General features: G+C 66.7%; 16 protein-coding genes. 8 read left to right on the top strand and 8 right to left on the bottom strand.

Going from position 1 to position 17,677, the window contains the following annotated elements:
- Positions 1–197: 197 nt before the first annotated feature.
- From EV655_RS09505 to EV655_RS09480, 6 genes are all read left to right on the top strand, one after another.
- Positions 198–455, top strand: coding sequence for a DUF4212 domain-containing protein (locus tag EV655_RS09505; RefSeq protein ID WP_132544162.1), 258 nt, complete (start codon positions 198–200; stop codon positions 453–455).
- Between the two features lie 15 nt (positions 456–470).
- The gene (locus EV655_RS09500; RefSeq protein ID WP_132544160.1) at positions 471–2,288 is read left to right on the top strand and encodes a sodium:solute symporter family protein; all 1,818 of its coding nucleotides are present in this window, start codon (positions 471–473) and stop codon (positions 2,286–2,288) included.
- Between the two features lie 128 nt (positions 2,289–2,416).
- The gene (locus EV655_RS09495; RefSeq protein ID WP_132544158.1) at positions 2,417–4,255 is read left to right on the top strand and encodes a DUF294 nucleotidyltransferase-like domain-containing protein; all 1,839 of its coding nucleotides are present in this window, start codon (positions 2,417–2,419) and stop codon (positions 4,253–4,255) included.
- 4 nt (positions 4,256–4,259) lie between these two features.
- Positions 4,260–4,772 (top strand): hypothetical protein, encoded by a 513-nt coding sequence (locus EV655_RS09490; protein ID WP_132544156.1) that lies wholly within the window; start codon positions 4,260–4,262, stop codon positions 4,770–4,772.
- 9 nt (positions 4,773–4,781) lie between these two features.
- On the top strand, positions 4,782–5,165 hold the full coding sequence (locus EV655_RS09485) for a response regulator transcription factor (protein ID WP_132544154.1): 384 nt from the start codon (positions 4,782–4,784) through the stop codon (positions 5,163–5,165).
- On the top strand, positions 5,158–7,215 hold the full coding sequence (locus EV655_RS09480; protein WP_132544152.1) for a 3'-5' exonuclease: 2,058 nt from the start codon (positions 5,158–5,160) through the stop codon (positions 7,213–7,215). The genes EV655_RS09485 and EV655_RS09480 overlap by 8 nt, the downstream gene beginning before the upstream one ends.
- Before the next feature lie 12 nt (positions 7,216–7,227).
- Here the strand turns inward: EV655_RS09480 and EV655_RS09475 are convergent, their stop codons facing one another.
- The 8 genes from EV655_RS09475 to EV655_RS09440 form a co-directional block, all read right to left on the bottom strand.
- Positions 7,228–7,602: a Na+/H+ antiporter subunit G gene (locus EV655_RS09475; RefSeq protein WP_132544151.1), complete on the bottom strand. Its 375-nt coding sequence runs from the start codon at positions 7,600–7,602 to the stop codon at positions 7,228–7,230.
- Between the two features lie 9 nt (positions 7,603–7,611).
- Positions 7,612–7,881 (bottom strand): K+/H+ antiporter subunit F, encoded by a 270-nt coding sequence (locus EV655_RS09470; RefSeq protein WP_132544149.1) that lies wholly within the window; start codon positions 7,879–7,881, stop codon positions 7,612–7,614.
- The gene (locus EV655_RS09465) at positions 7,878–8,369 is read right to left on the bottom strand and encodes a Na+/H+ antiporter subunit E (protein ID WP_132544147.1); all 492 of its coding nucleotides are present in this window, start codon (positions 8,367–8,369) and stop codon (positions 7,878–7,880) included. Before EV655_RS09465 ends, EV655_RS09470 begins: the two co-directional genes overlap by 4 nt.
- Before the next feature lie 3 nt (positions 8,370–8,372).
- Positions 8,373–9,923 (bottom strand): monovalent cation/H+ antiporter subunit D, encoded by a 1,551-nt coding sequence (locus tag EV655_RS09460; protein ID WP_132544145.1) that lies wholly within the window; start codon positions 9,921–9,923, stop codon positions 8,373–8,375.
- A complete protein-coding gene (locus EV655_RS09455; protein ID WP_132544143.1) occupies positions 9,920–10,285 on the bottom strand; it encodes a Na+/H+ antiporter subunit C in 366 nt (121 codons plus the stop codon). Before EV655_RS09455 ends, EV655_RS09460 begins: the two co-directional genes overlap by 4 nt.
- A 1-nt stretch (position 10,286) precedes the next feature.
- Positions 10,287–13,157, bottom strand: coding sequence for a monovalent cation/H+ antiporter subunit A (locus EV655_RS09450; RefSeq protein WP_132544141.1), 2,871 nt, complete (start codon positions 13,155–13,157; stop codon positions 10,287–10,289).
- A gap of 119 nt (positions 13,158–13,276) precedes the next feature.
- Positions 13,277–13,900 carry a response regulator gene (locus EV655_RS09445; protein ID WP_132544139.1) on the bottom strand — a complete coding sequence of 208 codons (624 nt, stop codon included), beginning with the start codon at positions 13,898–13,900 and terminating at the stop codon, positions 13,277–13,279.
- The gene (locus tag EV655_RS09440) at positions 13,897–15,291 is read right to left on the bottom strand and encodes a histidine kinase (protein ID WP_132544137.1); all 1,395 of its coding nucleotides are present in this window, start codon (positions 15,289–15,291) and stop codon (positions 13,897–13,899) included. Before EV655_RS09440 ends, EV655_RS09445 begins: the two co-directional genes overlap by 4 nt.
- Positions 15,292–15,474: 183 nt before the next feature.
- Between EV655_RS09440 and EV655_RS09435 the strand changes: the two genes are divergently transcribed.
- Complete coding sequence (locus tag EV655_RS09435; protein ID WP_132544135.1) at positions 15,475–16,701, top strand: ABC transporter substrate-binding protein; 1,227 nt, start codon at positions 15,475–15,477, stop codon at positions 16,699–16,701.
- Between the two features lie 8 nt (positions 16,702–16,709).
- Complete coding sequence (locus EV655_RS09430) at positions 16,710–17,672, top strand: YVTN family beta-propeller repeat protein (protein ID WP_165905315.1); 963 nt, start codon at positions 16,710–16,712, stop codon at positions 17,670–17,672.
- The last annotated feature ends 5 nt before the right edge of the window (positions 17,673–17,677 follow it).

Here is a 17,677-nt window from a genome sequence, read left to right as displayed (position 1 = left end):
CGCAGAAAACGACTTCGGAGCCCTCGGCGACACCTCAACCCTCGCCGACCCATCCGTCGTCGAGACACTCATCGAAAACAGGATGAACAGGGGCTAGGAAGCCAAAGACAGGCGCCGACCCCGCCCGCCTCATTACCCCGGGCGCCCGCATGACCGCGGGCGTCCGGACCCTTCAAACCGCAAACGGGAGGAACACCATGTCCGACAAGGACTCCGCTCTCGACTACTGGCGCGCGAACGTGCGCATCATCCTCGTCAGCCTGGTCATCTGGGCGGTCGTTTCATTCGGCCTCGGCATCGTGTTGAGGCCCGCCCTCAAGGGCATCATGGTCGGCGGCGCCGACCTTGGCTTCTGGTTCGCGCAGCAGGGGTCGATCTATGTCTTCCTCGTGCTGATCTTCGTCTATGCCTGGCTCATGAACCGGCTGGACCGCAAGTACGGCGTGGAAGAGTAAGGGAGGCATCACGGAATGGATCAGTTTACCCTCAACCTGATCGTGGTGGGCATCACCTTTGCCCTCTACGTCGGGATCGCGATCTGGGCCCGGGCGGGCTCGACCTCTGAATTCTATGCCGCGGGCCGGGGCGTGCACCCGGTGCTGAACGGCATGGCGACCGGCGCCGACTGGATGTCGGCGGCGTCCTTCATCTCGATGGCGGGCATCATCGCGCTGGCCCCGGCGGGCGGCTATACCCAGTCGGCGTTCCTGATGGGCTGGACCGGCGGCTACGTGCTGCTGGCGCTGCTGCTTGCGCCCTATCTGCGCAAGTTCGGCAAGTTCACCGTGCCCGAATTCATCGGCGACCGCTTCTACTCGGGCGGCGCGCGCCTGCTGGCGGTGATCTGCCTCATCGTCATCTCGGTGACCTACGTGATCGGGCAGATGCGCGGCGTCGGCGTGACCTTCGGCCGGTTCCTGGAAGTGTCCACCGACACGGGCCTCTATATCGGCGCGGCGATCGTGTTCGCCTACGCCGTGTTCGGCGGCATGAAGGGCATCACCTATACCCAGGTGGCACAATACGTCGTGCTGATCATCGCCTACACGATCCCGGCGATCTTCATCTCGCTGGCGCTGACGGGTGATTTCCTGCCGCAGCTCGGCCTGATCGGGGACTATGCGCCCGGTGGCGGCGACCAGACGTTCCTGGCCAAGCTGGACCAGGTGGTGACGGAACTGGGCTTCACCGCCTATACCGCCGACACCACGAACATGTTGAACATGGTCCTGTTCACCATGTCGCTGATGATCGGCACCGCGGGCCTGCCGCATGTCATCATCCGCTTCTTCACCGTGCCGAAGGTGGCCGATGCCCGGACGTCGGCTGGCTGGGCGCTGGTGTTCATCGCGCTGCTCTATACCGTGGCTCCGGCCGTGGGCTCGATGGCGCGTCTGAACCTGTCCACGACGATGTGGCCGAACGCGGTGACCGGCAATGCGCTGGACGGCGACGCCGTCACGCTGGAAGCGATCCAGACCGATCCCAAGCTGAACTGGGTGAAGACCTGGGAACAGACCGGCCTGCTGGTCATGCAGGATCTGAACGGCGACGGCCAGATCCAGTACTACAACGACAAGAACCCGGCGATGGCCGCCATCGCGGCGGAACGCGGCTGGCAGGGCAACGAGGTCACCAAGATCGACAACGACATCATGGTGCTCGCCAACCCCGAGATCGCCGCGCTTCCCAGTTGGGTGATCGCGCTGGTGGCGGCCGGTGCGCTTGCGGCGGCACTGTCCACCGCGGCGGGCCTGCTGCTGGCGATTTCGTCGGCAATCTCGCATGACCTCATCAAGGGCTCGATCAATCCGAACATCTCGGAAAAGGGCGAGCTGATGGCGGCGCGGATCGCGATGACCTTTGCCATCGTGCTGGCCACCTGGCTCGGCCTCAACCCGCCCGGCTTCGCCGCGCAGGTTGTGGCGCTGGCCTTCGGCCTGGCGGCGGCGACAATCTTCCCGGCGCTGATGATGGGCATCTTCTCCAAGCGCGTGAACAAGGAAGGCGCGATCCTGGGGATGCTGGTGGGCCTCGTCTTCACCGCGGTCTACATCTTCCTCTACAAGGGGTGGTTCTTCGTCCCGGGAACCGCGGTGTTCGCCGACACGCCGGACAACTACTTCTTCGGCATTTCGCCGCTGTCCATCGGAACGGTGGGTGCCATGCTGAACTTCGCGATTGCCTTCGGCGTCTCGGCCATCACCAAGGCCCCGCCGCGCGAGGTGGTGGAACTGGTCGAAAGCATCCGCGTCCCGCGCGGTGCGGGTGCGGCGACCGGCCACTGAAACAGGACGGGGCGGCACATTTGCCGCCCCTTCTCCCCTCCCCCGGCATTCTCCGGCGGGCGCTTTCCTTTTAGGTTCTTGCAAGGTTTCCTGACCGACCGTTCCGGCTGAACGCGCAGGAGGTGCGCATGTCCGATCCAGAGGCCGATATCCTCGACAGCCTCAGGCAATTCCCACCCTTCGACTTGATCCCCGAGGACGCGCTGGCCGCCCTCGCGGGCAGCGTCAGGCGGATGGTGGTCGGTGCCGGACAGACGATCTGCCACGAGGGCGAACGGCTTGACGGGCTTTTCGTGATCGAGATGGGCACAGCGGATATCGAGACGGCGGGCTCGGAACTGATCGCCCATCGCGGGCCGGGCGACGTGATCGGCGAGCGGGGTCTGTTGCGCCTCGGCCGGGCGACGCTGACGGCCAGGGCCACATCCGACGTGACGCTGGTCCTGATCCCGAAGGCCGAGTTCCACGATCTCATGGATGATGTGCCAACCTTTGCCGCCTGGTTCCAGCGCGCCGTGCCCGGCCGGGTCACCGCCGCCGGGGACGAGGCAGCGGGGCTTACCGCGCTGAAGGTGGCCGACCTGATGACGAAGACGCCGGTCACCTGTCCGGTCGGGTCGAGTGTCACCGATGTGGCGCGGATCATGCGCGACAAGGGTATCTCGTCGGTGATCGTGATGGCGGGCGAGGCGCCGGCGGGTATCGTCACCGTGCGCGACCTGTCCGGCAAGGTGCTGGCCGAGGGCCTGGACGGCAGGACGCCGGTCGACCGGGTGATGACGCCGGACCCGATCACCATCGCGCCCGACGCGCTGGGGCTCGACGCGCTGATGCGGCTGGCCGATCACAATATCAGCCACCTGCCCGTAGCCGACGGCGGGCGGATCGTCGGGCTGATCGGGCGCACCGACCTTTTCCGCCAGCAGGCCGCAACGGCCAGCCACATGATTGTCGAGATCTTCGATGCCGACGCGCCCGAGGAAATGGTCCGCGTGGTAGCCGAGGTGCCCGCGCTTCTGGCACAGCTTGTCCGCTCGGGCGTTGCGGCGAACGCGATCTCGCGGCGGATCACCGACATCACCGACGCGATCACCCGCCGCCTTCTGGCGCTGGCCGAGGACCGCCTCGGGCCGCCGCCCGTGCCCTATCTGTGGCTGGCCTGCGGCAGCCAGGGCCGGCGCGAACAGACCGGCGTCAGCGACCAGGACAACTGCCTGATCCTTGACGATGACTGTACCCCCGAGCACGATGCCTATTTCGCGGACCTCGCCCGCTTTGTCTCGGACGGGCTGAACACCTGCGGCTTCGTCTACTGTCCCGGCGACATGATGGCCACCAACCCGCGCTGGCGCCAGCCAAGGCGGATCTGGCGCGAATATTTCACCCGCTGGATCGCCCAGCCCGACAACGAGGCGCAGATGCTGGCCTCGGTCATGTTCGACCTGCGCCCGATCGGCGGCGAGACGGCGCTATTCGCAGAGTTGCAGGCCGAGACGCTGGCGATGGCGCGCAAGAACTCGATCTTCGTGGCGCACATGATCTCGAACTCGCTGAAACACACCCCGCCGCTGGGGCTGTTCCGCGGCTTTGCGCTGATCCGCTCGGGCGAGCACAAGGACATGTTCGATCTCAAACATTCGGGCGTGGTGCCGGTGGTCGATCTGGGCCGGGTGTATGCGCTGAAGGGCGAATTGCAGGCGGTGAACACGCGCGAGCGGATCGAGGCGGCGCGCGAAGCGGGCGTGATCTCGCAGGCGGGCGCGCACGACCTGATCGACGCCTACGACCTGATCTGCGAGACCCGCCTCGCCCACCAGGCCGATCAGATCCGGGCGACGCAGACGCCCGACAACTTCATGGCCCCGGGGCAGTTGTCGGAACTGGAACGAAACCACCTGCGCGACGCCTTCATGGTCATCAAGACCATGCAATCGGCCGTCGGGCAGGGCCGCGGGGTGATGGGGTAGGCGAATGTTTCTGGAACTTCTGGCCAGTATCGCGGCGGGCGTCGGCGCCGTGGGCGTGATGCTGGCGCTCTATCGGCTGAGCGGCCGGCGCCTGCCGCGCTGGTCGATGCCGGCGGCGGCCGGGCTTGCCATGATCACCTTTGCCATCTGGTCGGAATACAGCTGGGCCGGGCGCACGGTGGCCGTTCTGCCCGAGGACATGGTCGAGATCAGCCGCGTGACGGAAAGCCGCCCGTGGAAGCCCTGGACCTATATTGTACCCCAGACGACGCGCCTGATGGCCGCCGATATCGCCGGGACCGCCCGCCGCGAGGACGCGCCTGATCTGCGGCTTGTCACGCTCTATCTCTTCGCGAGATGGCAACCCGCCCGGTCCGTCCCGGTCCTGGTCGACTGCAAGGCGCAGGCCCGTGCCGACGTGACCGACACCGCCCTGACCGACCCGGCGGCGGCCGGGTGGCAGGCGCTGTCCCCCGGCGATCCGCTGATCCGCGCCGTCTGCGGCGCCCCCGAGTAGGAGACCGGCATGGCTCGGAAATCCGTTCTGCTGGCCGAGGACGAGGACGGAATCGCCATCGCGCTGGAATATCTGATCTCGCGCGAGGGCTATGACACGAGGCGGGTGGCGGACGGCAAATCCGCGCTTCTGGCGCTGGAGACGGCACCGCCCGATCTGGTGGTCCTGGACGTGATGCTGCCAGAGCGTTCGGGCTATGAAATATGCCAGATCATCCGGCGCACCGAGGGCCTGAAAGGTGTTAAGGTCCTGATGATGACCGCGCGCGGTGGAGAGGTCGAGCGGCGCAAGGGACTGGCACTCGGGGCGGATGCGTTCCTGACGAAACCCTTCGCGACCGCGGATCTGACGGCCCAGATCCGCGCGTTGCTGGGGGGAGAGATGGATGCATGAGCGGCTTGGGCTGAGAACCCGATTCGCACTTTTCTTCGGGGCGCTGGCACTGGGCGGGACCGCCGCCCTGACCCTTGGGCTGTGGCTCGGCCATGCCCGTGCGGGTGGGCCGGCCGATGGCTACGTGATCGCGGGGTTGTTCGCGGGCTTTGCGCTGTCGGGGCTATCGGCCTGGGTGGGGCTGCTGTTCGACCAGAACGTGGCGCGCCCGATCCTGGCGCTGGCCGCCGATCTGACGACCCGGGCACGGGCCGATATCGACGCCGATATCGACGAGACGCAGGCACGCTATCTCGGTGCCCTGGCCCCGGCCGCCAACGCGATCCATGACGCGCTGGCCGAGACCCGCGCCGCACAGGATCGTGCCGTGGCCGAAAAGACCGCGGTGCTGAACCGCGACAAGGCGATGTTCGAGGCGCTTTTGCGCGACCTTGCAGAGGGGGTGGTGGTGGCGACCCCCGATCACCGGATCATGCTTTACAACCGCGCGGCGCAGGGCCTGCTGGGCGATCTTGGCCTCGACCGTCGGCTGACCGGTTTTCTCCGGCCGGAACCACTCGCCCACGCGCTTGACCGCATGGGTGCGCGCGCAGCCCGCGCCGAGGTCGAGGCCGAACGCTTCCTCGCGGCCACGGCCTGCGGCGAACGATTCCTGATGGCCCGCGTCAGCCCCATCGCGGTGAACGGCACCCGCGTCGGCTATGTGCTGATCTTCCATGACGCGACCGAGGATCTCGACGCGCATGCAGAACGTGACCACCTGCTGAACACCCTGCTCGAGTCGGTGCGTCGCCCGACCGCGGCGATCGGGGCGCTGATCGATGCGATCGAGACCGACCCGGCCGCGCCCCCCGCGATGCGCGCGACGTTTTTTTCCGAGTTGCGCAAGGAACAGGCCGCGCTGGTCCAGCGCATCCGCGAGGTTGCCGACCGGCACGGCGCCGCGACCGCCCGCCATTGGCCGATGCCCGCGGTAGCCTCGGACGACATCTTCGACGCGCTGCAGGCCCGGCTACCCGAGGATCTGCGCTTCGAGGGGACACGGCAGTTCATTCGCTGCGACGGCTTCGCCATCACCGAACTGCTCGCCCGGGTGATCGAGGGGCTGCGGACAGACGGCACGCGCTGCGGCTTTGTCTTGCGCGCCGCGGCGCAAGAGCGCGAGGTCTGCCTGACGCTCGACTGGACCGGCGGCGAAGTGACCGATGGCGAGATCGACCGCTGGCTCGGCGCGGCGCTGTCCGCGGGCTACGGGCAGTATACCGCACGCGATGCGCTCGAAGGACATGCGACCGAGATCTGGGCCGAACCCACGGCCACGGGCCACCGGCTGGTGCTACCGCTGACGGCCGCGGCGGCGCCGGTGCTGAACCCGGCCGATCCCCGGCCGGAGTTCTACGATTTCACGCTGCCGCCGCCTGCCTCGGACGAGATCGCCGACCGCCCGCTGTCGGAACTGCGCTTCGTGGTATTCGACACCGAGACGACCGGCCTTGCGCCGCGCGCGGGCGACGAGATCGTGCAGATCGCGGGCGTCAGGATCGTGAACGGGCGGCTCTTGCGGGGCGAGGTCTTCGATACGCTGGTGAACCCTGGCCGCCACATTCCGGCCGCCTCGACTGCGGTACACGGCATAGATGATACCCGGGTCGCCGACGCGCCCGACATCGTCGAGGCTGGGCGCCGCTTTCATGGCTATTGCGAGGGCGCGGTGCTGGTCGCCCACAACGCGGCCTTCGACATGGCCTTCCTGCGGCTCAAGGAACAGCGGCTTGGCGTGCGGTTCGACCACCCGACGCTTTGCACGGTGCTCTTGTCGGCGGCACTCTACCCGGATGCGGACGATCTGACGCTGGACGCGCTGGCCTGCCGCTTCGGGGTGACGCTGCCCAGCGAACGTCGGCATACCGCGCTGGGCGATGCGCTGGCCACGGCCGAGGTGTTCCGCCACATGCTGGGCGTACTCGAGGGTGCAGGCATCCGCACGCTCGGCCAGGCGGTCGCCCGCAGCGACGAGATGCACCGCATCCGCAGGGCTCAGACCTACTGAGCTTGGGGCGCCTCAGGCATCGGGCTTTTCGGACGGCGCATCGTCGAACAGCGCCCAGCCATGGGAACGCTCTGTCGACGGCAGATCCGACTCGCGCGCATGCGCCTGAAGGAAGGTCTTGGCGATGAAGTTGGCGGTGATCGGCGCTGTCAGGAACAGGAACAGCGTGATCAGCAACTCGTGGAACGAAAAGCTGCCTTTCACCACCACGAAGTAAAGCATCGAGGCGATCAGCACGCCGCCCACCCCCAGCGTCGTTGCCTTGGTCGGCGCGTGCAGCCGCTGCATCGTCTCCCTCAGCTTGATCATCCCGAAGGATCCGACCAGCCCGAAGATGCCGCTGACCACCAGGAAAAGCGCGATCACGAGTTCCGCAAGAATATCCATGGCCATTCCCTATTCGATGATGTCGCCGCGCAGCACGAAGCGGCAATACGCCACCGTCGAGACGAAACCGACCATCGCCACCAGCATCGCCGCCTCGTAATAGACCGCCGTGCCATGCCAGATGCCGTATAGGATCAGGATCGCGATCAGGTTGATCACCATCGTGTCGAGCGCGAGGATACGGTCTGCAACGTCCGGGCCCCTTGTGATCCGCCAGAGATTGGCCAGAAGCCCCAGCCCGTAGCAGCCGAAGGCAAAGACAAGCGCCGCCTCGATCATTGGAAAATCTCCTTGAGCCGCCGCTCGTACCGCGCCTTGATCTGATCGCGCACCCCGTCCGGATCATCCGTATGCAGCGCGTGCACGAGAATGCTGCCGCCATCGGCGGACAGCATTGACGATACCGTTCCCGGCGTCATGGTAATGGTGCCCGCCAGCACCGTGATCGCCTCGGCCGAGGTGAGATCCAGCGGTACGCTGATCCATTTCGAATGGATGTTCTCGTTTCGCTTGAACAGGATGATCATCGCGACCTGGACATTCGCCACGAGGATGTCCCACACCACGACCAGCATGTATTCCACCACGCGCAGCGGGCGGCGGATCCGGGGCCGGTTCGGCCAGTAGGGCGCGGTCATCACCGGCACGACGATGCCCATCACCAGCCCCAGGACCAGGTTGCCCGGCGTGAGTTTGTTCACGAGCCCCAGCCAGACCAGCGTCAGGGTCAGGCTCAGCAGCGGATGCGGAAAGATGCGGCCGAGCATGGTCTACTCCCCTTTCTGCGGCCCCAGCACGGCGGCTATATAGTCGTCGGGCTGGAACAACTGGACCGAGGCGGCCTCGAGATAGTCGGTCACCGGCCCGGCAAAGATCGACAGCAACGCCAGCGCCGCGATTGCGGCCATGGTGGGCGCCACCTCCAGCGGACCGGCCGGCCGGATCTCGGGGCGAACGGGATCCTCGCAGTCATCCTCGGGCGGCCTGTGGGCCGCGACCGCCGTGGATTTCCAGAACAGGATACTGCCCGCCCGGGCCAGCCCGACGATGATCAGCAGCGACCCAGCCAGGATCGCCGTCCACCCCGCCACGATCAGCGACGGATCGCGAAGCGCATCGAGGATCATCAGCTTGCCAAGAAACCCGCTGAGGGGCGGCATCCCCGCCATCGCCAGCGCACCGGCGAAAAACAGGGCGGCGAAAAGCCCGTTCTGCACCGTGGCAGGCGCCGTCGACAGCCGGTCCCCCTCGGGCCGGCGCGACACCACGAGATCGGCCATGAGGAACAGCGCCGCCCCGGCAAAGGTCGAATGGATCAGGTAGTAAAGCGCCGCGGTGGTCGCCCAGGGGGTGAAGGCCGCCACCGCCAGCATCAGCGTGCCCATGGAGGCGACGACCGAGAAGGCGATCATCGGCATCAGCCGCCGCGCGCCGAGAACACCGACCGCACCGATGGCCAGCGTCGCCACCGCGGCCGGAAACAGCCACGTCCCCGGCAGGCCAGCCGTGGCGGGAACATCGGGCCCGAAGACGACCGTATGGATGCGCAGGATGGCGTAGGCGCCGACCTTGGTCATGATCGCGAACAACGCGGCGACCGGGGCGGGCGCGTTGGCATAGGTTGCGGGCAGCCAGAACTGGATCGGGAAAAGTGCGGCCTTGATCGCAAAGACGATCATCAGCAGCATTGCCGCGACCCGGATCAGAGCCGCGTCATCGACCGGGATCTCGCGCACCTTCACCGCAAGGTCGGCGATGTTGAGCGTTCCGGTGGTGGCGTAGATCGTGCCCAGTGCGAACAGGAACAGGGTCGAACCCGCAAGGTTCATCACCACGTATTGCAGCCCCGCCTGAAGCCGCACCTTGCCGCCACCGTGGATCATCAGCCCGTAGGACGCGATCAGCAGAACTTCGAAGAACACGAACAGGTTGAAGGCGTCGCCGGTCAGGAACGCACCGCAGATGCCCATCAACTGGAACTGGAACAGCGCGTGGAAATGCCGCCCCCGCGCGTCCCAGCCGGTGGCCGCCGCATGGGTCTGGACAATCAGCGCCAGAACCGCCGTCAACAGCACCATCATTGCCGACAGCCGGTCGAGCACCAGCACGATCCCGAAGGGCGCGGGCCAGTCGCCCAGCGCATAGACATGGGTGCCGCCATCCCCGGCAAGCACGGTCAGCCCGACCGCAATCGCGACCAGGGCGAGCGTTCCGGCAAAGGACGCCGCACGCGCCAGCGTGATATCGTGCCGCATCACGAAGGCAATGAGTGGCGCCAGCAGCGCAGGCAGGACGACCGGGGCGATGATCCAGTGGCTCATGCCGCGGCATCCTTGCCGGCGGGTTCGTCCTCGTCCGTCTCGGTCATGTTGATCTGATCGTCGCCAGCCTCGATGAAGGCACCAAGCGCGATCATCACCAGAACCGCTGTCATCCCGAACGAGATGACTATCGCGGTCAGCACCAGCGCCTGCGGCAGCGGGTCGGTATAGGTCGCCTCGCCGTATTTCTGCAGCACGGGCGGCGCGTTGATTGCAAGCCGCCCGGTGGCGAACAGGAACACGTTCACCGCATAGGATAACAGTGCCAGCCCCAGGATCACCGGGAAGGCACGGAGCCTGAGGATCAGGTAGACCCCGCCCGCGGTCAGCACGCCCACCGCACTCGCCACCACCAGCTCCATCTCACTCGCCTCCGTTCCTGATCGCCTCGACGCGCTTCGACGGGTCGTAATCCATCGGCTCGACATTCACCGTCTCGCCGGCATAGCGCGCGATCCGCGACAGGCTGTAAAGCATCAGCATGACCGCACCCAGCACCGTCAGGAACACGCCGAGATCGAACAGGAAGGCCGAACCGAGGCCAAATTCCTCGATCCCCGGAAGGTCGATATAGCCATAGGCGCTGGTCAGGAACGGCTTGCCTGCCAGCCATGCCCCTGCCCCCGTCAACCCTGCCACCACCACGCCCCAGCCGATCATCGCGTGGTACTGGATGCGCTGGCGGGCCTGCGTCCAGGCAAAGCCCGAGGCCATGTACTGCATCAGCAGCGCGATCGAGATCACCAGCCCAGCGATGAACCCGCCGCCCGGCTGGTTGTGGCCTCTCAGGAAAATGTAGATGCCGACCACCACCGCGATGGGCATCATCGCGCGCGTCGCCACCACCATCATCAGCGGGTGCCGGTCGCGCGAGCGGTCCTGGGAATAGTCGGTGTTCCTCAACCGCCGTGCCGCGGGCCCCGTCAGCAGCGACACCATCAGCGCGTAGATCGTCAGACCCGCGATCCCCAGGACGATGATCTCGCCATAGGTGTCGTAGCCGCGGAAATCGACGAGGATGACGTTGACGACATTGGTCCCGCCCCCGCCCGTGTAGGAATTGGCGAGGTGATAGTCGGAGATCGTCGAGAAGTCGCGCGTGAGGAACGCCATCGCCAGCCCTGTCACCGCGACGCCCGCGCCCACCGCGATCACCCCGTCGCGCGTCCGCCGCCAGAGCGGGCTTTCCAGCGGCGTGTGCTTGGGCAGGAAATGCAGTGCCAGCAGCAACAACATGATCGTCACCGTCTCGACCGAGATCTGGGTCAGGGCAAGGTCGGGCGCGGAGAGGTAGACAAAGCCTACCGAGACCATCAGCCCGATCACCCCGATCAGCACCAGCGCCTGGAACCGGCGGCGGTGCATCGTCACGACAAGCACGGTCGCGACGACCAGCAGCACCCAGCCGACCGCGACCACCGCCGGGATGGGCAGCATGGGCCGCGTGGCGGGCGCAAGGGCGCCGCCATTCCATGCGGCAAAGCCCAGCGCCACGGTCGCCACCACGAAAATCGCCAGGTATCGGCTGATCGAACCGTTATGCAGATTGCGCGTGACCCAGCCCGAGAGCGCAGCAGACGCATCGATCAGCGCGTCGAAGATGACCTTGGCCTCGGGCCGCGGGGCGGCCTGCCAGAGACGGTCCAGCGGGCGGTGCAGCAACAGAACGACAAGCCCCCCCGCCACCGCGATCATCGACATGACAAGGGCCGCATTCACCCCGTGCCAGATCTTGAGCGAATAGTAGGGCAACTCGCCGCCCACCACCGCGCCCCCCGCGACAGCGACCAGGGGACCGACGATGGTGGCGGGCAGGATGCCGATCAGCAGAACGAAAACCGCAAGGAACCCGGGCGCTGCCCACATGCCGAACGGCGGATCGTGCGGTTTAGATGGGTAGTCATCGCGCACCGGGCCCAGGAAGACATGCGAGATGAAGCGGAAGGAATAGGCCACCGACAACAGCGCCCCCAGCGTCGCCAGCACCGGGACCACCAGGTGGCTGCCCGCCCAGACCGTTTCCGACGCCGCGTCCAGCATCATCTCCTTCGACAGGAACCCGTTGAAAAGCGGGATGCCCGCCATGGACAGCGCCGTGACGATGGCGATCGCCGCCGTGACAGGCATCAGGCGCGCGAGCCCCCCCAGACGCTTGATGTCGCGCGTATGCGCCTCGTGATCGACGATGCCCGCCGACATGAAGAGCGCGGCCTTGAAGGTCAGGTGGTTGATGATGTGGAACACCGCGACGACCGCCGCGAACTTGGTGCCCAGTCCCAGCAACATCGTCAGCAGGCCCAGGTGGCTGACGGTGGAAAACGCCAGCAACGCCTTGAGATCATCCTTGAAGATCGCGATCAGCGCGCCCAGAACCATGGTGATCAACCCGGTTGTCGAGACGATGTAGAACCACGCCTCGGTCCCCGAAAGAACCGGCCACATCCGCGCCAGAAGGAAGACGCCCGCCTTCACCATGGTCGCCGAATGGAGGTAGGCGGAAACGGGCGTGGGCGCCGCCATCGCGTGGGGTAGCCAGAAATGGAACGGGAACTGCGCCGACTTGGTGAAGGCGCCGATCAGGATCAGGATAAGCGCGGGCAGATACCATTCCGAGGCCCGGATCGCGTCGCCCTGGGTCAGAATGTCGGTCAGGTCATAGCTGCCCGCGATATTGCCCAGGATCAGCATCCCCCCGATCATCGCAAGCCCGCCCCCGCCGGTGACCGCCAGCGCCATCCGGGCGCCCTGCCGGCCCTCGGGCAGATGCTTCCAATAACCGATCAAGAGGAAGGAGGTCAGGCTGGTGAGTTCCCAGAAGATAAGCAATAGCAATATGTTGTCCGAGATCACGATGCCCAGCATCGCGCCCTGGAAGAGCAGCAGATAGGTGTAGAACTGCCCCATCGGATCCTCGCCCGACAGGTAGAACCGGGCGTAAAGCGTGATCAGCAGACCCATCCCGAGAATCATTCCCGCGAACAGTAGCCCCAGCCCGTCAAGGAAGAAGCTGGCCGAAAGGCCCAACTGGGGCAGCCATTCGATCCGCGCCTCGATCACCTCGCCGCGCATCACGTCGGGCGCGAGCACGCCCAGCATGACAAGGGCAAGGATCGTCGGGGCCGCCGTGAAGGTGGCGCAGGCGGTTCGGCCCGCGCGGATCATCAGCCCGGGCACCAGGGCGCCGAGAAAGGGAAGGATCGCGATGATCGGTAACAGGCTGCTGCCGCTGCTCATTCGGTGCACCACTGACTTGTTCCGGGACAGACTTAGCCGGTTTCCGCGGGATGGGAAATGCGGTTGGAAGGAACGTCACCTTCTTGGGGGATCAAAGCCGCGAAACGCACAATTCCGCATCAGGACATCCCGGTCTCGATGGCCAGCCGCACCAGTTCCGTCGTGTTCCTCGCGCCGAGCTTGCGCTTGAGGATCGAACTGGTGTTCGCCGCCGTCTTGTAGCTGATGCAAAGCGCATCCGCGATGCTTTGCAGATCCTCGCCGCGGCCGATCAGCCGCAGCACCTGGTGTTCGCGCTCGGTCAGCGATGCCAGCGGGTCGGCCTTGCCGCCGATCCGCATCGAGGCGACCGAAACCGCGACCTTGTGGCTGAGGAAAAGCTCATCCCGCTCCAGCGTGCGGACCGCCTCCAGGAAATCGTCGGGCGCCGAGTTCTTCGACAGATAGCCCCGCGCCCCGGCTTCCAGCGCCTTGGCGGCAAAGACCGTCTGCTCGTTCATGGTGAAGACGAGGATCCGCGCCGCGGGTGCGCGTGTGGACAGCGGGCCGATCATGTTCAGCCCACCCACGCCGGGCATCCCGAGATCGAGCACGATCAGGTCGGGGCCATGCGCCTCGGCCAGCCGGTAGGCCTCGCGGTCGGTGAGCGCCTCGAAGACCTCGTCATAACCGGCATCGCGCAACAACTGGCCGCAGCCGATATGCGTCACGGGATGGTCGTCGACGATCAGCGCGGTCTTCAAGATGTGGCCTCCATCGCCGGCCGCCCCCCCGTGACACGCGCCCTTGCCAGCGGCAATTGCGCGGTCAGCCGAGTCCCCCCGCCCGGCCGCGGCCCGATCGCCAGCATGCCGCCGATGGCGTAGACCCGGTCGCGCATCGCGGTCAAGCCGCGGCCCTCGGCCATGCAGGCGGGCAGCCCTGCCCCGTCGTCCTCGACCGCCAGCGCGATCGCGCGCGCCCCTTCCGATCCCTGTGGAATCAGTTCCATCGCGACGCGCACCCGGCGCGGCGCCCCATGGCGCAGCGCATTTGTCACCCCCTCCTGCACGAAGCGATAGACGGTCAGGTCGACGATCTCTTCGGTGCCGGTCATCGCGTCGGGCAGGACGATCTGCCAGGCGATGCCGGAATGGGTGCTGCGAAAGCCGTCGAGCATGTCGGCCAGCGCCTCGACAAGGGGCAGTTGGCCGATGGTCATCGGCCGCAACGTGGTCAGAAGCCTGGTGTTCGCGGTCTGGATCTGGTCGACGATCGAAGTGACGGTCTCGGCATCGCGTTTCAGAACGGGATCGCCCGCCCGATCGGCCGCACGCGCGATGGCGCCGGCCTTGACCTTGAGCCCGAACAGGCAGGGGCCGAATTCATCGTGCAACTCCATGGCGATGGCGCGGCGCTCGGCATCGCCGAGCTCCACGATCTTGCGGGCCAGCGCGGCGCGGGCACTCTCGCTGGTCTCGAGGCTTTGAGACAGCGCGTTGAAACCGCCCACGAGGGGCACGAAATCCGCGCCGCGGACCCCCGATATACGGGTCGAGAGCGCGCCGGACTGCAACGCGCCGAGCCCCCGGTTGAGGGTTTCGAGCGGACGCAGCGCGCGGCCGATCACCGCCGTCACCAGCGCGAGCGTGGCAAGAAAGGCCCCGCCCAGCGTCCAGAACAGAGCGGCCACATCGTGCCAGACCTCGGCGATCTCGTCCTGGGGGGCGGAGGTCAGCGACACGAAGCCGTAATCGCGGCCGCTGTCGAGAATCGGAAGCCGGGTCTCGCGCACCGGCGGCGTCACCAGCGCCCGGAACCAGGCCGGGGGGGCAGCGCCCTCCTCCTCGCCCGCGCCGGCCCGCACCGGCAGGGGGCCGGTTCTCAAATCAAACAGCGCCAGGCGGACGTGGCGCGGCTCGACCAGGCGTTCGGACAGCACGCCCAGCACCGCCCCCGGCGGGTGGTCGCGCATCGCCGCGCCGACCGAAGCGATCACCTGCGCCCGGGCGCCTGCCTCGGCCGCCGCCATTTCGACCACCACCGCCTTGCGCGCATTCTCGAGCAACAGCCATCCCGCGACGCATAGCGCCAGCGCCTGCGTCACGCCCACGCACATGACCACCTGCCAGCGAAGATGAAGCCGGTCGATCATTTCCGATGTCCTCCCTGTCGGGGCGAATCTAGCGCCTGTTGGCCGCCCGGTCGATTGCCGAGCGCACACCCCGGGAAAAGAAGGCTGTGGCATTGCCGTTTCTTCCCGGTCAGAATTGGGAGGAAGAGCGTACGCCACCCGTGTAAGCCCAAAGCACGGGAGGAGTAGAGGGGGGAAACGACGATGGTCAGCGAACCGGGCCACTGGTCTGGCTTTTTCGGTCTGCGCAAGCGGGCACGGGGTGCGCTTGTCGGCGCTGGCCTCGCCGCCCTGGCGACTCTCCCCGCCACCGCGCAGGAGGTTCGGACGGCCGTCATCCGTGTCGACTACCCCTCGCTCCTTCCGCTGTCGCGCCTGGATCTTCCGACCGAGGATCGGGCCTTCGCGGGCGCCGCACTCGGCACCGAGGACAACGCCACGACGGGCCGCTTCATGGGTCAGACCTACGAGACGGTCACCGTGGCGGCAGCCCCCGAGACCGCGCTGGCCGAGTTCGCGCGGCTGGCGAACGAAGGGTTTCGGCTGTTCGTGGTCCACGCCCGCGAGGACGAGCTTCTGGCGATGGCCGATGCCGCGCCCGAGGGCGCGCTTCTGTTCAATTCCCGCGAGGGGGCGCGCAGCCTGCGCAGCGAGGCGTGCCGCGCCAACCTGCTGCACGTGGCGCCCAGCGACGCGATGCGCGCCGACGCGGTGATGCAGTTCCTGGTCTGGAAGAAATGGACCGACCTTTTCCTCGTCCACGGGTCGAACCCGGCAGACGTGGCCCTGGCCGATGCCTACCGCGCCTCGGCGCGGAAGTTCGGCGCGAAGATCGTGGGCGAGCGCGAGTTCACCGATACAGGTGGCTCGCGCGTGTCGGATTCCGGCCATGTGCTGGTCCAACGGCAGTTGCCGGTCTTCATGCAGGACACGCCCGACCATGACGTGGTGCTGGCCGCCGACAGTACCGACTATTTCGCAGAATACCTGCCCTACAACACCTGGGAGGCCGCGCCGGTCGCGGGCTCGGCGGGGCTTGTGCCCGTAACCTGGGCGCCCACACATGAATCCTGGGGCGCGACGCAGCTTCAGACCCGGTTCGAGAAACGGACGGGCCGGGCGATGCGCGACGAGGATTACCAGACCTGGCTTGCGGTCCGGGTGATCGGCGAGGCGGTGACCCGAACCGGTTCGGCCGACCCGGCGGTGCTTCGCGACTACGCGCTGGGCGGCGAGTTCGCATTGGCCGCTTTCAAGGGGCAGCCTGTGACCTTCCGCCCGTGGAACGGCCAGTTGCGCCAGCCGATCCTTCTGACCAATGGCCGGATGACGGTCAGCGTCTCGCCGCAGGAGGGCTTCCTGCACCAGCGATCGCCGCTCGACACGCTGGGGCTGGACGAGCCCGAATCCGCCTGTACCGCCTTCGAATGAGGACCGACATGATCAGAACCGCCCTTATTGCCACCTTGGTGGCCACGCCTGCGCTTGCCAACAATGTCTTTGTCTCGAACGAACGCGGCAACACCGTGACCGTGCTGGACAGCACCACCTGGGAAGTCGTGACCGAGTTCGCCGCCGGCAACCGCCCGCGCGGGATCACCATCGCGCCCGATGGCAGCGAGCTGTACGTCTGCGCCTCGGACGACAACCTGGTGCGGGTGTTCGACCCCAAGACCTTCGAGGAGCTGCCCTCGCTGCCCTCGGGCCCCGACCCCGAATTGTTCGTGCTGCACCCCTCGGGCAACCCGCTTTACGTCGCCAACGAGGACGACAACATGGTGACCGTGGTGGACGTGAAGACCCGGCAGGTGCTGGCCGAGGTGCCCGTGGGCATCGAACCCGAGGGGATGGCGATCAGCCCCGATGCGGGGATCGTCATCAACACGTCCGAAACCACGAACATGGCGCATTTCATCGACGCCGAAAGCTACGAGATCGTCCATAACGTGCTGGTGGACCAGCGCCCGCGCTATGCCGAGTTCACCCGCGACGGCAAGAAGCTGTACGTCAGCGCCGAGATCGGCGGCACCGTCAGCGTGATCGACCTGACCGCCGAGCCGCCGGCGATCACCAGGAAGATCACCTTCGAGGTGCCGGGCGTGCAGGCCGAATGGCTGCAGCCGGTAGGCGTCGAGGCGACCTCGGACGGAAGCCGCGTGTTCGTGGCGCTGGGGCCGTCGAACCGGGTGGCGGTGATCGACGGGGCGACCGACGAGGTCATCAAGTACCTGCTGGTGGGCCAGCGGGTCTGGCAGTTGGGCTTCACCCCGGACGAGAAGTACCTGATCACCACCAACGGCAACTCGAACGACGTGTCGATCATCGACGTCGCGGCCGAGGAGGTGATCAAGTCGGTGCCGGTGGGCCAGCAGCCCTGGGGCGTGGTCGTCGCGCCGAACTGAGACAA

Source organism: Rhodovulum euryhalinum (assembly GCF_004342445.1).
Taxonomy (GTDB): domain Bacteria; phylum Pseudomonadota; class Alphaproteobacteria; order Rhodobacterales; family Rhodobacteraceae; genus Rhodovulum; species Rhodovulum euryhalinum.
This window is presented reverse-complemented; position numbering and strand designations above follow the sequence as displayed.

Bases quoted from the DNA above. Each gene is read 5' to 3' on its own strand.
- EV655_RS09505 (WP_132544162.1), top strand. From the start codon at position 198: ATGTCCGACAAGGACTCCGCTCTCGACTACTGGCGCGCGAACGTGCGC.
- EV655_RS09485 (WP_132544154.1), top strand. From the start codon at position 4,782: ATGGCTCGGAAATCCGTTCTGCTGGCCGAGGACGAGGACGGAATCGCC.
- EV655_RS09465 (WP_132544147.1), bottom strand. From the start codon at position 8,369: ATGCTCGGCCGCATCTTTCCGCATCCGCTGCTGAGCCTGACCCTGACG.
- EV655_RS09440 (WP_132544137.1), bottom strand. From the start codon at position 15,291: ATGATCGACCGGCTTCATCTTCGCTGGCAGGTGGTCATGTGCGTGGGC.
- EV655_RS09455 (WP_132544143.1), bottom strand. From the start codon at position 10,285: ATGGAGCTGGTGGTGGCGAGTGCGGTGGGCGTGCTGACCGCGGGCGGG.
- EV655_RS09495 (WP_132544158.1), top strand. From the start codon at position 2,417: ATGTCCGATCCAGAGGCCGATATCCTCGACAGCCTCAGGCAATTCCCA.
- EV655_RS09450 (WP_132544141.1), bottom strand. From the start codon at position 13,157: ATGAGCAGCGGCAGCAGCCTGTTACCGATCATCGCGATCCTTCCCTTT.
- EV655_RS09480 (WP_132544152.1), top strand. From the start codon at position 5,158: ATGCATGAGCGGCTTGGGCTGAGAACCCGATTCGCACTTTTCTTCGGG.
- EV655_RS09435 (WP_132544135.1), top strand. From the start codon at position 15,475: ATGGTCAGCGAACCGGGCCACTGGTCTGGCTTTTTCGGTCTGCGCAAG.
- EV655_RS09430 (WP_165905315.1), top strand. From the start codon at position 16,710: ATGATCAGAACCGCCCTTATTGCCACCTTGGTGGCCACGCCTGCGCTT.
- EV655_RS09490 (WP_132544156.1), top strand. From the start codon at position 4,260: ATGTTTCTGGAACTTCTGGCCAGTATCGCGGCGGGCGTCGGCGCCGTG.
- EV655_RS09460 (WP_132544145.1), bottom strand. From the start codon at position 9,923: ATGAGCCACTGGATCATCGCCCCGGTCGTCCTGCCTGCGCTGCTGGCG.
- EV655_RS09470 (WP_132544149.1), bottom strand. From the start codon at position 7,881: ATGATCGAGGCGGCGCTTGTCTTTGCCTTCGGCTGCTACGGGCTGGGG.
- EV655_RS09500 (WP_132544160.1), top strand. From the start codon at position 471: ATGGATCAGTTTACCCTCAACCTGATCGTGGTGGGCATCACCTTTGCC.
- EV655_RS09475 (WP_132544151.1), bottom strand. From the start codon at position 7,602: ATGGATATTCTTGCGGAACTCGTGATCGCGCTTTTCCTGGTGGTCAGC.